The 14004-nt window shown below is 68.0% G+C and carries 18 protein-coding genes; 11 read left to right on the top strand and 7 right to left on the bottom strand.

Annotated elements, in window-relative coordinates:
- Positions 1–69 precede the first annotated feature (69 nt).
- Together JWQ81_RS12505 and JWQ81_RS12500 are read left to right on the top strand one after the other, a co-directional pair.
- The gene (locus JWQ81_RS12505; protein ID WP_297540845.1) at positions 70–462 is read left to right on the top strand and encodes a hypothetical protein; all 393 of its coding nucleotides are present in this window, start codon (positions 70–72) and stop codon (positions 460–462) included.
- Complete coding sequence (locus tag JWQ81_RS12500; protein ID WP_297540843.1) at positions 459–2024, top strand: multicopper oxidase family protein; 1566 nt, start codon at positions 459–461, stop codon at positions 2022–2024. Before JWQ81_RS12505 ends, JWQ81_RS12500 begins: the two co-directional genes overlap by 4 nt.
- 93 nt (positions 2025–2117) lie before the next feature.
- On the opposite strand, the gene JWQ81_RS12495 is transcribed toward JWQ81_RS12500, so the two are convergent.
- Positions 2118–3743 (bottom strand): isovaleryl-CoA dehydrogenase, encoded by a 1626-nt coding sequence (locus JWQ81_RS12495; RefSeq protein ID WP_297540841.1) that lies wholly within the window; start codon positions 3741–3743, stop codon positions 2118–2120.
- On the bottom strand, positions 3727–4338 hold the full coding sequence (locus JWQ81_RS12490; protein ID WP_297540839.1) for a TetR/AcrR family transcriptional regulator: 612 nt from the start codon (positions 4336–4338) through the stop codon (positions 3727–3729). Before JWQ81_RS12490 ends, JWQ81_RS12495 begins: the two co-directional genes overlap by 17 nt.
- A 64-nt stretch (positions 4339–4402) precedes the next feature.
- Between JWQ81_RS12490 and JWQ81_RS12485 the strand changes: the two genes are divergently transcribed.
- The 4 genes from JWQ81_RS12485 (at position 4403) to JWQ81_RS12470 (ending at position 6632) form a co-directional block, all read left to right on the top strand.
- Complete coding sequence (locus JWQ81_RS12485) at positions 4403–4783, top strand: nitroreductase family deazaflavin-dependent oxidoreductase (RefSeq protein ID WP_297540837.1); 381 nt, start codon at positions 4403–4405, stop codon at positions 4781–4783.
- Complete coding sequence (locus JWQ81_RS12480; protein WP_297540835.1) at positions 4780–5037, top strand: hypothetical protein; 258 nt, start codon at positions 4780–4782, stop codon at positions 5035–5037. Before JWQ81_RS12485 ends, JWQ81_RS12480 begins: the two co-directional genes overlap by 4 nt.
- Positions 5034–5813 (top strand): ferric reductase-like transmembrane domain-containing protein, encoded by a 780-nt coding sequence (locus JWQ81_RS12475; RefSeq protein WP_297540833.1) that lies wholly within the window; start codon positions 5034–5036, stop codon positions 5811–5813. The genes JWQ81_RS12480 and JWQ81_RS12475 overlap by 4 nt, the downstream gene beginning before the upstream one ends.
- A gap of 174 nt (positions 5814–5987) precedes the next feature.
- Complete coding sequence (locus JWQ81_RS12470; protein ID WP_297540830.1) at positions 5988–6632, top strand: CAP domain-containing protein; 645 nt, start codon at positions 5988–5990, stop codon at positions 6630–6632.
- Here the strand turns inward: JWQ81_RS12470 and JWQ81_RS12465 are convergent.
- The 3 genes from JWQ81_RS12465 to JWQ81_RS12455 all read right to left on the bottom strand — a co-directional run bounded on the left by JWQ81_RS12465 (position 6626) and on the right by JWQ81_RS12455 (position 8678).
- Positions 6626–7621, bottom strand: a complete 996-nt coding sequence (locus JWQ81_RS12465; RefSeq protein WP_297540828.1) for a cation diffusion facilitator family transporter — start codon at positions 7619–7621, stop codon at positions 6626–6628. The two genes, JWQ81_RS12470 and JWQ81_RS12465, sit on opposite strands and share 7 nt — an antisense overlap.
- 39 nt (positions 7622–7660) lie before the next feature.
- Complete coding sequence (locus tag JWQ81_RS12460) at positions 7661–8347, bottom strand: DUF742 domain-containing protein (RefSeq protein WP_297540826.1); 687 nt, start codon at positions 8345–8347, stop codon at positions 7661–7663.
- A gap of 94 nt (positions 8348–8441) precedes the next feature.
- Complete coding sequence (locus JWQ81_RS12455) at positions 8442–8678, bottom strand: hypothetical protein (RefSeq protein WP_297540824.1); 237 nt, start codon at positions 8676–8678, stop codon at positions 8442–8444.
- Positions 8679–8753: 75 nt separating this feature from the next.
- On the opposite strand from JWQ81_RS12455, the gene JWQ81_RS12450 reads away from it, so the two are divergent.
- Positions 8754–8906, top strand: coding sequence for a hypothetical protein (locus tag JWQ81_RS12450; protein ID WP_297540823.1), 153 nt, complete (start codon positions 8754–8756; stop codon positions 8904–8906).
- Between the two features lie 183 nt (positions 8907–9089).
- Here JWQ81_RS12450 and JWQ81_RS12445 read toward each other — a convergent pair whose 3' ends face one another.
- Positions 9090–11279 carry a (Fe-S)-binding protein gene (locus JWQ81_RS12445; RefSeq protein WP_297540821.1) on the bottom strand — a complete coding sequence of 730 codons (2190 nt, stop codon included), beginning with the start codon at positions 11277–11279 and terminating at the stop codon, positions 9090–9092.
- Between the two features lie 179 nt (positions 11280–11458).
- Between JWQ81_RS12445 and JWQ81_RS12440 the strand changes: the two genes are divergently transcribed.
- From JWQ81_RS12440 to JWQ81_RS12425, 4 genes are read left to right on the top strand one after another with little or no spacing between them, the layout of a single operon-like run.
- Positions 11459–11788, top strand: coding sequence for a multidrug efflux SMR transporter (locus JWQ81_RS12440; RefSeq protein ID WP_297540819.1), 330 nt, complete (start codon positions 11459–11461; stop codon positions 11786–11788).
- Entirely contained in the window at positions 11785–12351 is a 567-nt protein-coding gene (locus JWQ81_RS12435) for a TetR family transcriptional regulator (RefSeq protein ID WP_297540817.1), read from the top strand. Before JWQ81_RS12440 ends, JWQ81_RS12435 begins: the two co-directional genes overlap by 4 nt.
- Positions 12352–12367: 16 nt before the next feature.
- Positions 12368–12814 (top strand): cyanase, encoded by a 447-nt coding sequence (cynS, locus tag JWQ81_RS12430; RefSeq protein WP_297540815.1) that lies wholly within the window; start codon positions 12368–12370, stop codon positions 12812–12814.
- A gap of 43 nt (positions 12815–12857) precedes the next feature.
- The gene (locus tag JWQ81_RS12425) at positions 12858–13268 is read left to right on the top strand and encodes a GNAT family N-acetyltransferase (protein WP_297540813.1); all 411 of its coding nucleotides are present in this window, start codon (positions 12858–12860) and stop codon (positions 13266–13268) included.
- 77 nt (positions 13269–13345) lie between these two features.
- On the opposite strand, the gene JWQ81_RS12420 is transcribed toward JWQ81_RS12425, so the two are convergent.
- Positions 13346–13885, bottom strand: a complete 540-nt coding sequence (locus tag JWQ81_RS12420; RefSeq protein WP_297540811.1) for a YbhB/YbcL family Raf kinase inhibitor-like protein — start codon at positions 13883–13885, stop codon at positions 13346–13348.
- Between the last annotated feature and the right edge of the window lie 119 nt (positions 13886–14004).

Here is a 14004-nt window from a genome sequence, read left to right as displayed (position 1 = left end):
CGCCGCTCAGCATAGGCCATTCCAGAAACAGTTTCACACCGAACGGTTTCATGTGGCACTATCGTGGGTATGTCCACGACCAAGACTCGGCGCTGGCCGAGATGGCTGTTCCGTGCGGCCGTCACCGCGGAGGCGGTGTTGGCGTTTGCCCAGGCAGTGCTCGCGGGTGGGTTCCTCGCCGGGCACTACGACTTTTTGGCCATGCACAAGGAAAACGCGACCAGGACCGGGATCACCGCGGTCGTGCTGGGGCTGTGTGCGGTCCTGCTGTGGCGGCCGGGCCGCGGCCCGTGGTGGCCGATCCCGGTCAGCATCGGGCTGTTCGGTGTCGAAGCCGGGCAGATCGTGCTCGGGTACAGCCGGATCCTGGCCGTCCACATCCCGCTGGGCGTGCTGATCATCGCCGGAATCCTGTTTCTGCTCGTCTGGGCCTGGCGTAAACCGGCCGAGGCGACATCGTGAACCTCAATCGACGTCGATTCCTCGGGCTCACCGGCCTGACCGTCGCCGGCGGGGCGACGGCTGTCGCGCTCGGCAGCGGGTTCTCGTGGGGCGGCGCGCTCGACAACGGTGAGCCGGGAACGTTGGTACGCAGCGGAATCCCGCTACCACCGCCGTTCCAGGTGCCGCTGCCGATCCCGCCGGTGCTGCGACCGGTGCGCTCGGACGCGTCTGCCGACTACTACGAGATCCCCCAGCAGGTCAGCACGCTGGAGATCCTTCCCGGAGTGAAGACCGAGGCGTGGACGTACGGCGGCACGTTCCCGGGGCCGACGCTGGTGTCGCGATCCGGGCGGCGGATGGTTGTCAAGCACCGTAACGAACTACCGCGGCCCGTTGTCGTCCACCTGCATGGCGGGCATACGCCGTCGGCGAGCGACGGGTATCCCGGCGACACGATCCTGCCGCTCAACGCCCCGCCCGCACACGAGATGATGCTGATGCCCGGCACGCCGACCGTCGGTACTCGGGACTACACGTATCCGTCGAACCAGCGGGCGGCGACGCTCTGGTACCACGACCACAGCATGGGGTTCACCGGTCCGATGGTCTGGCTCGGGCTCGCCGGGTTCCACCTCGTACACGACGACGAAGAGGACTCGCTGCCGCTGCCGAAAGGCGACCGCGACCTGCCGCTGATGATCACCGATCGCGCGTTCACCGCGGACGGTCGGCTCGATTATCCAGCGCTGGCACCGAATCTCAGCGTTCCCGGGGTGACAAGTGGGTACCTGAACGGTGTGCTCGGCGATGTCGTCCTGGTCAACGGTGCGCCTTGGCCGGTGCTCGACGTCAAGCGCCTGCGTTACCGGCTGAGGCTGTTGAACGCGTCGAACTGTCGTCGCTACCGGCTCCAGCTGGACCCGCCTCCGCCTGGTGGGAACGGGTTTGTGCAGGTTGGCGGCGACGGCGGCCTGCTCGCGGCGCCGCTCGCGCATGACGCGATCGAGATGGCGTCCGCCGAACGGTTCGACGTCGTGGTCGACTTCTCCCGCTACCCGCCGGGAACCCGCGTGCGGCTGCTCAACACGTTCGGGACCGGGCGGACGGTCGAGGTCATGCGGTTCGACGTCGCCGCGGACGCCCGGGCGCCGGTGGACGACGCGACCGTGCCGCCGAAGTTGTCCACGATCGTCCCGCTGGACCCGGGGAAGGCGACTGTCACGCGGGAGTTCCTGTTCCAGAGCCACTCGGACCGATCCGGCTGGACGATCAACGGGCAGCCGTACGAGCCGGGCCACCCGCTCGCGACACCGCGCCTCGGCGACACGGAGATCTGGCGGTTCGTGTCGGACGTGCACCACCCGATCCACCTGCACCTCGACCAGTTCCAGGTGCTCGCCCGCAACGGCGGCAAGCCCGGGCCGTACGACCAGGGCTGGAAGGACACCGTCGACGTGCGCGCGGCCGAGTCGGCGGAGATCGCCGTCCGCTTCAACGACTACGCGGGGCGGTACGTCTTCCACTGCCACAACCTGGAACACGAGGACATGGCCATGATGGCCGACTTCACCACCTCCTGACGGCCGGGCACTTTTGTCCAAAAGTGCCCTGCTTGTGCACGCTAAGCATCGCAACTCGACGGCGAGTTGCGGTCTCTTGCGAAGCCTGTGGGGTTAGGGGTGGGCGCGGGCGATGATGGCGGTGATGTCGACGCCGGGGGGAAGGGTGCCGAAGGCGATGCCCCAGTCTCCGCCGAAGCGTGACGCGCAGAAGGCGTCCGCGACGGCGGCCGGGGCATGCCGGACGAGCAGGGAACCCTGCAGCACCAACGCCATCGACTCGACGACTCGCCGGGCGCGGTATTCGATGTCGGAAAAGTTGGCCAGTTCCTTGTGCAGCCGCGCGGTGGCGTCGTCGAGGCGCGCGTCGGCGCCGGACGCCTTGCCGACCTCGGTGAAGAACGCCTCGACGGACTCCGGCTGCTTCCCCATGGCACGCAACGCGTCCAGCGCGGCGACGTTGCCGGAACCCTCCCAGATCGAGGACAGTGGCGCCTCGCGGTACAGCCTCGGCATGCCGGATTCTTCGACGTAACCGTTGCCGCCCAAGCACTCCAGCGCTTCCGCGGCATGCGAAGGCGCACGCTTGCAGACCCAGTACTTCGTCACCGCCAGCCCGAGCCGGCGGAAGGCTTCCTCCTCGGCATCGCCCGCGGCGGCGCGCTCGGTGGCACCGGCCAGCCGCATCGCGACCGTGGTCGCCGCCTCCGACTCCAGCGCCAGGTCGGCCAGGACGTTGGTCATCAACGGCTGGTCGACGAGGTTTTTGCCGAACGCGCTGCGGTGCATGGCGTGGTGTGTCGCGCGGACACTGCCGTACCGCATCAGCGAAGCACTGCCCAGGGTGCAGTCGAGGCGGGTGTTGTTGACCATGTCGATGATCGTCCGCACGCCGCGGCCCTCTTCGCCGACGAGCCAGCCGACAGCGCCGTCGTACTCGATTTCGGCGGACGCGTTGGACTTGTTGCCGAGTTTGTCCTTCAGCCGCTGCAGGTGGATCGGATTGCGCGTGCCGTCCGGGAGCACCCTCGGAAGCAGGAAGCAGGACAGCCCGCCGGGCGCCTGCGCGAGCGTCAGGAACATGTCCGACATCGGCGCGGACGTGAACCACTTGTGCCCGGTCAGGACATATGTTCCGGCGGCGGACGGCACCGCGTTCGTGGTGTTCGCGCGGACATCGGAACCGCCCTGCTTCTCGGTCATCGACATGCCCGCGATCAGGCCGCGTTTGGTACTCGGCACGCGCAGCCCGAAGTCGTACTCCGTAGACGCGAGCAATCCCTCGTACGCCTGCGAAAGCTCGGGGTTGTGCCGAAGCGCGGGTACCGCCGCGTACGTCATCGAGATCGGACAGGTGTGGCCCGGCTCGACCTGCGCCCAGACCAGGAACTTCGCCGCTCGCGCGACATGGGCGCCCGAACGGTCGGACCGCCACGGCGCCGCGTGCAGGCCGTGGGACACCGCGACATCCATCAGGTCATGCCAGTACGGGTGGAACTCGACCTCGTCGATGCGGTTTCCGACGCGGTCGTGAGTGAGCAGCTTCGGCGGGTTCTCGTTCGCCACGCGACCCCAGGTCTGGGCCTTCTCACTGCCCGCGAGCCTGCCGATCTCGTGCAGCTCCTCCTCGGCCCACGCCGCACCTTCGCGGTGCAGGGCCTCGAGCAACGCCGGGTCGGCGGCCATGTCGTTGCCGGTCAGCACTGGGACCTGGTTCGTCACTTCATGCGTTGCGGACAAGGGAGCCTCCTAAGGCGCGAACGGTGAACAAGCTCAGCTTTTCCAGCACGGACGCGTCCGCGCTCTCGGCGGTCAGCGGGCCGATCAGCACCTCGGCTGTCGCGCCGACCAGCGCCGCGGCGCTGAGCTCGGCGTCCTGCGGCGGCAGCGCGCCCACCTCGATCGCCTCTTCGATCCGGCTGGCCACGACGTCGATGAACGCGCGCCGGAACACCAGGCGCTCGGCCTCGATCGGCGCGTCGACGGGCTCGGCGAGCAGCGCGTACGCGAGCCGCGGCGCCTTCAACGCGCGGCTCGCGAACGTCTCCAACACGGCGACGATCCGCTTGACCGGGTCTTCCGACTGCGTCGACGCCTCTTCGACAGCGGCCACCTCAAACGCGACGACCGACCGGAACAGCTCGACGACCAACCCGGTCTTGCTCGGGAAGTGCTGGTAGACGCTGCCGGTGGCGATACCCGCCCTTGTCGCGACGGCCGCGACCGAACACCCCGCGTAGCCGTGCGTGGCCAGGGAATCCACGGCGGCTTCGAAGATCACGACGCGCTGGGCGTCGAGTCGGGCTTGGACCGCGGGGGTCCGTCGATACGGCACCCAAGGAGTGAATCACTGGTTCAGTCCTTCCCGCAAGCCCTCGTTCGTGGCTACGCTCGGTGGCATGCAACTCCCCGACCGGCTGGCCAGGTTCAACCGCTATGTCACCAACCCTGTCCAGCGCCTCTGGGCGGGCAGGCTGCCCGGGATGGGGATCCTCGCCCACGTCGGCCGCAAGTCCGGAAAGCCTTACCGGACACCGCTTTCGATGTTCGACGTGCCGGGCGGATATGCGGTGTTCCTCACCTACGGACCCGACCGCGACTGGGTCCGTAACCTCACCGCCGCGGGTAACGCCGAGGTAGTCCACCGCGGCCGGACGGTGGAGGTCACCAACCCACAGCTCGTCACAGCGGCCGAGGCGTCCGAGTTCTTGCCGAAGAAGCCGGCGGCCCTGCTGCGGCGGCTCAAGGTCAGCCAGGTGCTGCGCCTGACCGCGAAATGATGCGTCTGACCGGGGTCCCGGCGACGGCGACGGCGCCGGCGATCGCCGCGCAGCGGATGCTGGAGAGCCGCCGCCCGGACAGGCTGTTCGAAGATCCGCAGGCCGAGATCTTCGACTTCAAGGAGGACGTCCTGCGCAACTGGCCGCCGAGTTGCGCGCGGTTCACCCTCTCCGCAGACCTCGCGGGCGACTGGGCGAGCTCGCTCGAGACCGTCGGGTTCGGGCCCGAGGGGCTGCGGCAGGCGGTTCGGTGACGCGGAGCCGTCTCGTCGCGCAGAGCGCGGCGCACGTCGTCGTGGCGGCTGTGGCTGTCGCTGCGGCTGACGTCGTGCTGGGCACGGCATCCCACCTCGTCGACCGGGTCTTCCTGCTCACCGACGCCAGTGGACTCGTCGCGATCATCTGGGCGTACGCCGGATTGGTGCTCGGGCTGGTCACCGGGACCCGTCGATTCGCGCGGTTCCTGCCGTCGAGGCACGCGCTGGTGACGTGGCATCGGCAGCTCAACGTCGTCGTGGTGGCGTTGATGCTGCTGCACGCGCTGCTGTGGGTGTTCGCCACGCCCGCCGGGTCGCTGCTGGTGGCGTTCGTGCCGCAAACCGCCGACGTCGGCGCGCTCGGCTACACCGCCGGTGTCCTGTCGCTGTACTTCGCGGCGCTGCTCGGCCCGACCTGGTACCTGCGGCGCCGGATCCCGCGCCGGGCCTGGCTCGTGGTGCATCAGTTCGCCGCGCTGAGCTACGCGTTCGGGCTGTGGCACGCGCTGGTGCTGGGCGCGGACTTCCGGTTCGACGGCGCATTGCGGACGACGTTGTGGATCGCGCAGGTGCCGCTGCTCGGCCTGTTCGCGGCGCGGGTGCTGCGGCCGCACCGGCTGGTCGAGCGGATGGCGACGTTCGGCGGCGCGCCCTGGCCGTTGACGCGGCGGCAGCTGGTGTTGCGGCGGGCGGTGTTCAGCGGCGTTGTCGTTGCCGCGCTGGTGATCTTGACCGTCGCGCTCTCGGCATCGCAGCGCGGTTTGCACGCCTGAGTCAACCCGGCACAAGGCGGTTCACGTAGTTACAGTTTCGTGATAGTTTTTCGCCCCGTGTCCTCCATTAGTGTTCGAAGTCGGTTACGCCTGGTGTCCCTGAGTGTGCTTATCGGCGGCGCCACGGCCGCCGGCGGGTATTTTGCCCTCGGCGGTGTTCCCTCTTCTGACACTGTGAGTAACGCGGCCTTGGCGCTCCCGGGCTCTCAGACGTACCAAGGCCAGCTCGGCGACCCGCTCGCCAAGGGCGCTCCGGCGTCCAGCTCGCAGGCCCCCGCGCCCGGCTCGAACGGCTCCACACCCGCCCCCGGGACGTCGACGTCCTCCACACCGACGACGCCGCCCTCGACGTCCAGCCCAGCTCCCACCACCCCGGCCGCGCCGACGACGTCGTCCTCAGCTCCGGCCGCTCCGCCCGCGCCACCGGCTCCGCCGAAATCCACCCGGTCGGACTCGCAGGCCGACCAGGTCGTCGACCTCGTCAACCAGGCACGCGCCGACGCGGGCTGCGCGCCCCTCAGTGTCGAGAGCCACCTGACGAACGCCGCGCAGGAGCACAGCGACGACATGTCCGCGCGGAACTACTTCTCGCACGACACTCCCGAAGGCGTCAGCTTCGACCAGCGCATCAGGGCGGCCGGCTACTCGCAGCCGGGCGCGGAGAACATCGCCAAGGGGTCGACCTCGGCCAAGCAGACGATGCAGCTGTGGATGAACTCCAGCGGCCACCGCCAGAACATCCTCAACTGCTCGCTGACGAAGATCGGCGTCGGCGTCGCCACCGACGGCTGGTACTGGACGCAGGACTTCGGTTACTGACCCCAGGTCTCCCCGAGTTCGCCGTACCGCGCCAGAACCGCCGCGCGCAGCGTCGGATCCGTCCGCGGGACGGGCTCGATGAACACCTCGGTGACGTCGTTGAACTGCGTTTGCAGCTCCTCGGCCAGCCGCACGCACGCGCGTTCGACGTCGGCGGCGCCGAGTGCGTCGTCGAAGTCCACTCGCGCGCACACCAGCACCTGGTCAGTGCCCATGAGCATGGTTTGCAGGTCGACGATCGCCTCGATCTCGGGCGCGGCGCCGAGGTGGTCGTTGATCCCCCGGACCATCTTCGGGTCGGCTTGGCGGCCGATGAGCAGCCCCCGGTTCGTGCGCCCGAGCAGGTACGCGACCACCGCGAGCAGCACGCCGATGGCGATCGACGCGGCGCCGTCCCACACCGAAGACCCGGTCAGCTGGTGCAGTCCGATGCCGGCGAACGCGATCAGCAGCCCGAGCAGCGCGGCCGAGTCCTCGAACAGCACGGTCTTGGGCGCGGGGTCGTCGATCAGTCGCAGGTACTCCGCGATCGACTGGTTCGCCTCAGCCGAGTCCTTCCGCACCTGACGGACGGCCTGCACCCACGACGTCGACTCCATCACGAACGACAGCGCCAGCACGATGTAGCTGACCAGCACGTTCGTCTGCTCTTCGGGCTTCCCGAAGACGGTCGAAAAGCCTTCGAAGAGCGAGAAGACCGCGCCGGACGCGAAGATCGACACCGCCGCGAGCAGCGACCAGAAGTAGCGTTCCTTGCCGTAACCGAAAGGGTGTTTACGGTCGGCTGGACGTTCTGAAGTGCGCAACGCCGTCAGCAGCAGCACTTCGGTGATCGTGTCCGCGAACGAGTGTGCCGCTTCGGACAGCATCGCGCCCGATCCGGTGATCACTCCGGCCACGAGCTTCATGATCGCGATCAGCAGGTTGACACCGCCGGCCAGCACCACGGTCAACGTGCTTTCGCCGTCGGATTCGTTCTCCTCGGTCACCCGGGTGATCGTAGTGGCACGGGCCGGCGGGAAGCTCGGTCAAAGACTGCGGAGGCCGTGCAGCACGCGTTCCATGAGTGCGATGGCCGGACGGCCGTCGCCGTTCGTCGCGGTGTCGTGGACGCTCACCAGCCCGAGGTCGGCCATGTCCCCCAGCAGCACCCTGGCGACGCCGAGCGGCACGCTGAGGGTCGCGGCGACCTCTGCGACCGAGCGCGGATAGCGGCAGAGCATCCGTACTGATTGGAACTCGCCGGTGATCTCTGTGCTGTGCCAGCTCAGCGCGTCCGACGTCGCCGAAACGAGCGCTTCGATGGCCAGATGGCGGGTGGACTTCGTGCGCCCCTTCGTCAGGACGTACGGCCGGACGAGCGTGCGCGGGCCTGGCGAATCGAGGGGCTCGGGGTACTCGTCGCGAGGCGGTCGGGCGGGCTGGACGGGCACGCTGGGCACATACGTCGGCGTCGGCGCCGGCCGTGGCGTGGGTGACGGCCGTGGCGCGACCGGCGCGGGTGCGGGCGGCTCGGCAGGCTCTACCAGGCGTTCGACGATCTTGGCGGAGGGGAACCTCGCACCCGCACGGCCGACCGCGGAGGTGTCGACCTGGACCTCGCGCTGGTGTCGGGCCGGGGGCGACTCCGGCTCCGGGGCACCCAGTTTTTTGCGCTGCTTGGCCGAGGGAAAGCGCGCGCCAACGGCTTGGCTGAACTCACGGTCCTCATGCATTTTCGTCGCCCTTTACTGGTCGCCAAAAGCTGCCCTCGGGGGCGGCGACGACTACGAGGAATAATCAGGATAACCGGCGTGTCTAGGGGGACGCTCAGCGTGACAGGGCCTTCAGCAGGCGCACGTCGTCCCAGATCAGCTGCAGGTCGATGGCCAACCGGTAGGTCCGGAGCGCTTCCTCGGCCGAGTTGTGGATGCCGAAGTGGCTTTTCTCGCCGTCGAGTGCACGCCGGTAAACGATTGCTTCATCGCCCATGTCGATTCCGACCAGGTAGATGTCGTACTCGTTGTCGGCGCTGGTGAGGGTGAACAGCCGCGGTCCGGTCTTCATCGGTCTCTGTCCATAGTGGATTGACCATGGCCGGTATCCGGTCGGAAAATCCGTGCGGAACGCGAGCGGATCACCGTGCGTGGGGAGGTCGTCACAGTGCCGGGGCCGGTCAGTCCTCCGTTCCGACGACGTCGGCTCGGACGGAAACTCCGCGCGATGCGCGAGCAGGCGCACCTGACCCTCGACGAGGCCGCCGAACGGCTGGAGAAGACGGGCTTACGTGGCTAAAGGACCTGGGTTATGTCGACGTAGAGACCGAGGCCAGCGCGGTTCTCGAGTTCAGCGGACTCAACATCCCAGGGCTCTTGCAGACCGGTCACCACGTGGATCGAGGATGGCCCGCCTACTGCTCGTGAGCGTTCCGGCCGCTTCTAACTTGCTTCTAACCGGCCGGAACACTCACGAGTCCGGCTACTCGGCCTCTGCGGGGGTCCGCTTCACAGCGGTGAGCAGCAACTGCGCGACGTCGAGGATCTCGATGTCTTCCCGTGCGACGCCTTCGTTCTGACGCTGGGTCAGCCCGTCGTTCAGCATCACCTTGCAGAACGGGCAACCGGTCGCGATCTTCGTCGGGGCGGTGCCGAGTGCCTCGTCGATGCGCTCGACGTTGATCCGCTTCCCGATTTTCTCTTCCATCCACATCCGCGCGCCACCGGCACCGCAGCACATGGACCGGTCGCCGTGCCGCGGCATTTCCCGAAGCGTGGCACCGGAAGCGCCGACGAGGTCACGCGGAGCGTCGTAGATCTTGTTGTGGCGGCCCAAATAGCACGGGTCGTGGTACGTGATGTCCTCGGCGATCGGCGCGATCGGGATGAGCCGCTTCTCGCGGACGAGCTTGTTCAGCAGCTGCGTGTGGTGTACGACCTCGAACTGCCCGCCGAGCTCCGGATACTCGTTCGCCAGCGTGTTGAAGCAGTGGGCGCAGGTCACGACCACCTTGCGCTTCTTCAGTTCGCGGCCTTCGAACACCGAGTTCAGCATCTCGACGTTCTGCTGCGCGAGCATCTGGAAGAGGAACTCGTTACCCGCACGACGAGCCGGGTCGCCGGTGCAGCCTTCTTCCGAGCCGAGCACGGTGTACTTGACGTCGGCCATGTGGAGCAGTTCGGCGACAGCGCGCGTCGTCTTCTTTGCGCGGTCCTCGAACGCGCCGGCGCAACCGACCCAGAACAGGTACTCGGTCTCGTCGGCGAGTTCGCCTTCGAACACGGGGACCTCGAAGTCCAGGCCCTCTGTCCACTGCAGACGGTCCTTGGCGTTCTGGCCCCAGGGATTGCCCTTGTTCTCGAGGTTCTTGAACATCCCGTTGAGCTCGCTCGGGAAGTTCGACTCGATCATCACCTGGTAGCGCCGCATGTCGATGATGTGGTCGACGTGCTCGATGTCCACCGGGCACTGCTCGACACACGCGCCGCAGCTGGTGCACGACCACAGCATGTCCGGGTCGATGACGCCGTTCTCCTCGAGGCCGCCGATGAGCGGGCGCTCGGACTCGGCCAGCGCGAGGACGTCGATGCCGGCGTGCGGGTTGTCCCCGGTCAAGCCGATCTCGTCGCCCGCCATGTCCCGCTTGCCGCCGGCGAGCAGGTACGGCGCCTTGGCGTACGCGTGGTCACGCAGCTGGGTGATCAACAGCTTGGGGGACAACGGCTTCCCGGTGTTCCACGCGGGGCACTGCGACTGGCAGCGGCCACACTCCGTGCACGTCGAGAAGTCCAGCCAGCCCTTCCAGGTGAAGTCCTCGACCTTGCCGACACCGAACGTGTCCTCGTCCGGGTCCGCCTCTTCGAGGTCGAGGACCTTGCCGCCGGACATCATCGGCTTGATCTTGCCGAGCGCGACCTGGCCGTCGGCCTCGCGCTTGAAGTAGATGTTGAAGAACGCGCTGAAGCGGTGCCAGGCCACCCCCATCGTCATATTCCTCGCGACGACGTAGAGCCACACCGTGGCGCTCATCAGCTTGATGAAGGCGAACACCGAGACCAGCGCGGCGCTCGCGGGCAGGAGGTGCCCGACCGGGTTGGACACGAACGCCGCCCAGGTGGGCGTCTCGTGCGCGCCGAGGGCGGCCTTCGCGGCGCGGACGCCGACGATCCCCAGGCCCTCGACGATCACCACGGCCTCGACGAAGTACGCGGCCTTGAAGTTCGAGCCCGCGAAGCGCGACTGCCTGTCCGCGCGGCGCGGGTGGTTGCGCTGCCGGATGATCGCCAGCGCGACCCCGCCGACGACGGTGCCGACGCCGAGCAGCTCCATCAGGAGGCTCCACGGCGCGAAGTCGTCGAGAACCGGCCAGCCCCACGTCGGGACGAAGACCTCGCCGTAGGCCTCGAACAGCGCCAGCGAGCCGATTAGGAAGCCCCACATCACCAGCCAGTGCCAAGGCGCGACGCTCTTGACCTTGGCCATCCGGGTGTGTGCCGCGAACTCCTTGATCAGCGTCTTCATTCTCGGCACGAACGGCCCGTTGCGCGTGGCGTCCGGTTGGCCGAGCCTGATCACTCGCACGAAGCGGGCGATGGTCGCGGCGAACATGCCCCAGGCGACGATGCCGAGGAGGACCGCGATCCCGCCGAGCGTCAGCTGTACAGCGCCCATCTTCGGGTGCCTTTCGTCCGGTGTGGTGGTGTCGCGCCTGGTGTTCCCGCTGAGGCGCAAGTTGACACGGAGCCTAACTCTTCTTACTGATGAGTAACCGATTGGCGGGGCCTAAGTCCCCCTGATGTGTCCTAGGCCTCGCTAGCTAATGGGACGATCGTTCAGGTACTTTGGAAGCCATGGGTGCCTACGTCTATCTTGCCGTCGCGATCCTCGCCGAGGTCACCGCCACGATCTCGCTGAAACTCTCGGACGGCTTCACGAACTGGGGCTGGGGGGCCGTTGTCGTGATCGGCTACGCGATCGCGTTCGGCGGGCTGTCCATGGCACTGAAGGCGGGCATGTCGGTCGGCGTGGCGTACGCGGTGTGGGCCGCGATCGGGGTCGCGCTCGTGGCGATCGCCGGCGCGGTGTTCCTTAAGGAGTCGCTCAACCTGACGATGGTCGGCGGAATGCTGCTGGTCATCGGCGGGGTCGTGCTCATCGAGGTCGGCGGGGCGCAGGCGTGAGGGGCGGCATCCAGGTCGACGGGCGCAAGGCACGGGGTGAGAAGCGGCGCGAGGAGCTCATCGCGGCCACGCTGCGGGTGATCGAGCGCGACGGCGTCGCCGGAGTCACGCACCGGACGGTCGCTGTCGAGGCCGGGGTGCCGACGACGTCGACGACGTACCACTTCTCCAGCCTCGACGACCTGCTCATCGCGACGCTCATCTCGTGCGCGCGGGACATGGCGACCGAGGTGTACTGGATGATCGACCGCGCCCGTTCGCGCGGCAGCCGAGGAGCTGAGGAGGTCGCCGGGCTGATTGCTGAGGCGTGCGGCCCCAGCCGAGGCCGGACGATGGCCGAGTACGAGCTGTACCTGCTGGCAGCGCGGCGTCCGGAGCTGCGACCGGCCGCGCGGCGCTGGCTGGACGTGCTGACGTCGATGGTGCGGCACGACGACGAGGTCGCCTTCCGCGCGTTCCTCGCCGGCATCGACGGGCTGCTCATCCAGGGCCTGATCGACGACGAACCGCCGTCCGCCGACGAACTCCGCCCGATCGTGGACTATTTGCTTAGGCCGCACTAGGTCTTACGGTCGGATCATGACTACGAAGCAAGATGCCGGCCAAGCCGTCCTCGACGCCAAGACCCGGCTCGGGTTGACCTGGGCCCAACTCGCCGAAGCCCTCGACGCACCGCTCGCGTGGACGACGTCCGCGCTGCTCGGACAGCACCCGATCGGGAAGTCGCGGGCGGAGAAGGCCGCGCAGATCCTCGAACTCGGCCCCGCCGAGGTGGCCGCCTTCGAGGCGCAGCCGACGCGCGGCGCGCTCGACGACGTCGTCCCGACCGACCCGACCATCTACCGGTTCTACGAGGTCCTGCAGGTCTACGGGCCGACGATCAAGGAGCTCATCCACGAGAAGTTCGGCGACGGGATCATGAGCGCGATCAACTTCAAGATCGACGTCGACCGGCGCGAAGACCCGGGCGGCGAGCGGGTCGTCGTCACCTTGGACGGCAAGTACCTCAAGTACCAGTGGGGCTGAAACCCGGTTGCGCGCCGGCGCCGGCGGTCGGTCTACTGGCGCGATGAGCTACGACGTAGACGACGACAAGGCCCGGGTCGACCTGGACGTCGTGTGGAAGTTCCTGTCCACCGACGCCTACTGGGGGACCTGGCGCGGCCGTGAGCAGGTTGAAGACCAGGTCGGCTCGGCATGGCGCGTCGTCGGCGCGTACGAAGCCGGAACCGGGCGCATGGTCGGCTTCGCTCGGGCGATCTCCGACGGGCAGGCCATCGCGTACCTGGCCGACGTCTTCGTCACCGACGACGCGCGCGGGCACGGCGTCGGCAAAGCGCTGGTGCGCAAGATGATCGACGAGGGGCCGGGCACGGGTTTTCGCTGGATGCTCCACACGCGCGACGCCCACGGCCTCTACGCCCAGTTCGGCTTCCAGGCGCCCAACGAGACCTTCCTCGAGCGCCCGGCCGCTGGCTGAAAGGGACTTTCCCTGCGCCGGAACCCGGACGCGAGGAAAGTCCCTTTCACTGCGCTGGGCTACGAACGTCTCTTCAGCTAGCCCTTGTTCTCGTAGGTCGGGACGAGGGTTGCGCGGGCCAGGGTGTGGCTGAACAGGTTGAAGCCGAGGAACGCGGGCGTCGAGCTCGCGTCGATCTCCAGCGAATCGACGTCGAGTGCGTGCACGACGAAGTAGTAGTGGTGCGGACCGTGCCCGGGAGGAGGGGCGGCGCCGAGGTACTGCGACACGCCGCCGTCGCCCTTCAGGGTCACGGCGCCTTCGGGCAGGCCGGAGCCCTTCTCGTCACCCGCGTCGGCGGCCAGTTCGGTCGTCGACGCGGGCAGGTTGAACACGGCCCAGTGCCAGAAACCGCTGGCCGTCGGCGCATCGGGGTCGTAACAGGTGACGGCGAAGCTCTTGGTCTCCGCGGGGAAACCCTCCCAGGCCAGCTGGGGCGACCTGTCCTCGCCGCCGGCCCCGAAGATCCCGCTCAACTGCGGCGTCGCGAGCGTCTCACCGTCGGCTATGTCCTTGCTGCGCAAGGTGAAACTCGGCACCTGGGGCAGCGAGTCGTAAGGGTTGGGTGCTTGCGGCATCGAGTCCTCCTGGATACGGGAACGCCGGATATCCCGAGACTAGAACCCCGGCCCCGGGGTCGCCTTCTCAGGGATCAATAGGGGGGTTACCCGGATGCCCCGGGGCCACTGCGGGTCTT

Source organism: Amycolatopsis sp. (assembly GCF_025464955.1).
GTDB lineage: Bacteria > Actinomycetota > Actinomycetes > Mycobacteriales > Pseudonocardiaceae > Amycolatopsis.
Note: the sequence above shows the minus strand (reverse complement) of the source record. Positions and strands in the feature narration are given on the sequence as shown.

Excerpts from the sequence above, each read along its gene's own strand:
- JWQ81_RS12480 (WP_297540835.1), top strand. The coding sequence starts at position 4,780 with ATGATGCGTCTGACCGGGGTCCCGGCGACGGCGACGGCGCCGGCGATC.
- JWQ81_RS12505 (WP_297540845.1), top strand. The coding sequence starts at position 70 with ATGTCCACGACCAAGACTCGGCGCTGGCCGAGATGGCTGTTCCGTGCG.
- JWQ81_RS12460 (WP_297540826.1), bottom strand. The coding sequence starts at position 8,347 with ATGCATGAGGACCGTGAGTTCAGCCAAGCCGTTGGCGCGCGCTTTCCC.
- JWQ81_RS12485 (WP_297540837.1), top strand. The coding sequence starts at position 4,403 with ATGCAACTCCCCGACCGGCTGGCCAGGTTCAACCGCTATGTCACCAAC.
- JWQ81_RS12440 (WP_297540819.1), top strand. The coding sequence starts at position 11,459 with ATGGGTGCCTACGTCTATCTTGCCGTCGCGATCCTCGCCGAGGTCACC.
- JWQ81_RS12455 (WP_297540824.1), bottom strand. The coding sequence starts at position 8,678 with ATGAAGACCGGACCGCGGCTGTTCACCCTCACCAGCGCCGACAACGAG.
- cynS (WP_297540815.1), top strand. The coding sequence starts at position 12,368 with ATGACTACGAAGCAAGATGCCGGCCAAGCCGTCCTCGACGCCAAGACC.
- JWQ81_RS12425 (WP_297540813.1), top strand. The coding sequence starts at position 12,858 with ATGAGCTACGACGTAGACGACGACAAGGCCCGGGTCGACCTGGACGTC.
- JWQ81_RS12445 (WP_297540821.1), bottom strand. The coding sequence starts at position 11,279 with ATGGGCGCTGTACAGCTGACGCTCGGCGGGATCGCGGTCCTCCTCGGC.
- JWQ81_RS12420 (WP_297540811.1), bottom strand. The coding sequence starts at position 13,885 with ATGCCGCAAGCACCCAACCCTTACGACTCGCTGCCCCAGGTGCCGAGT.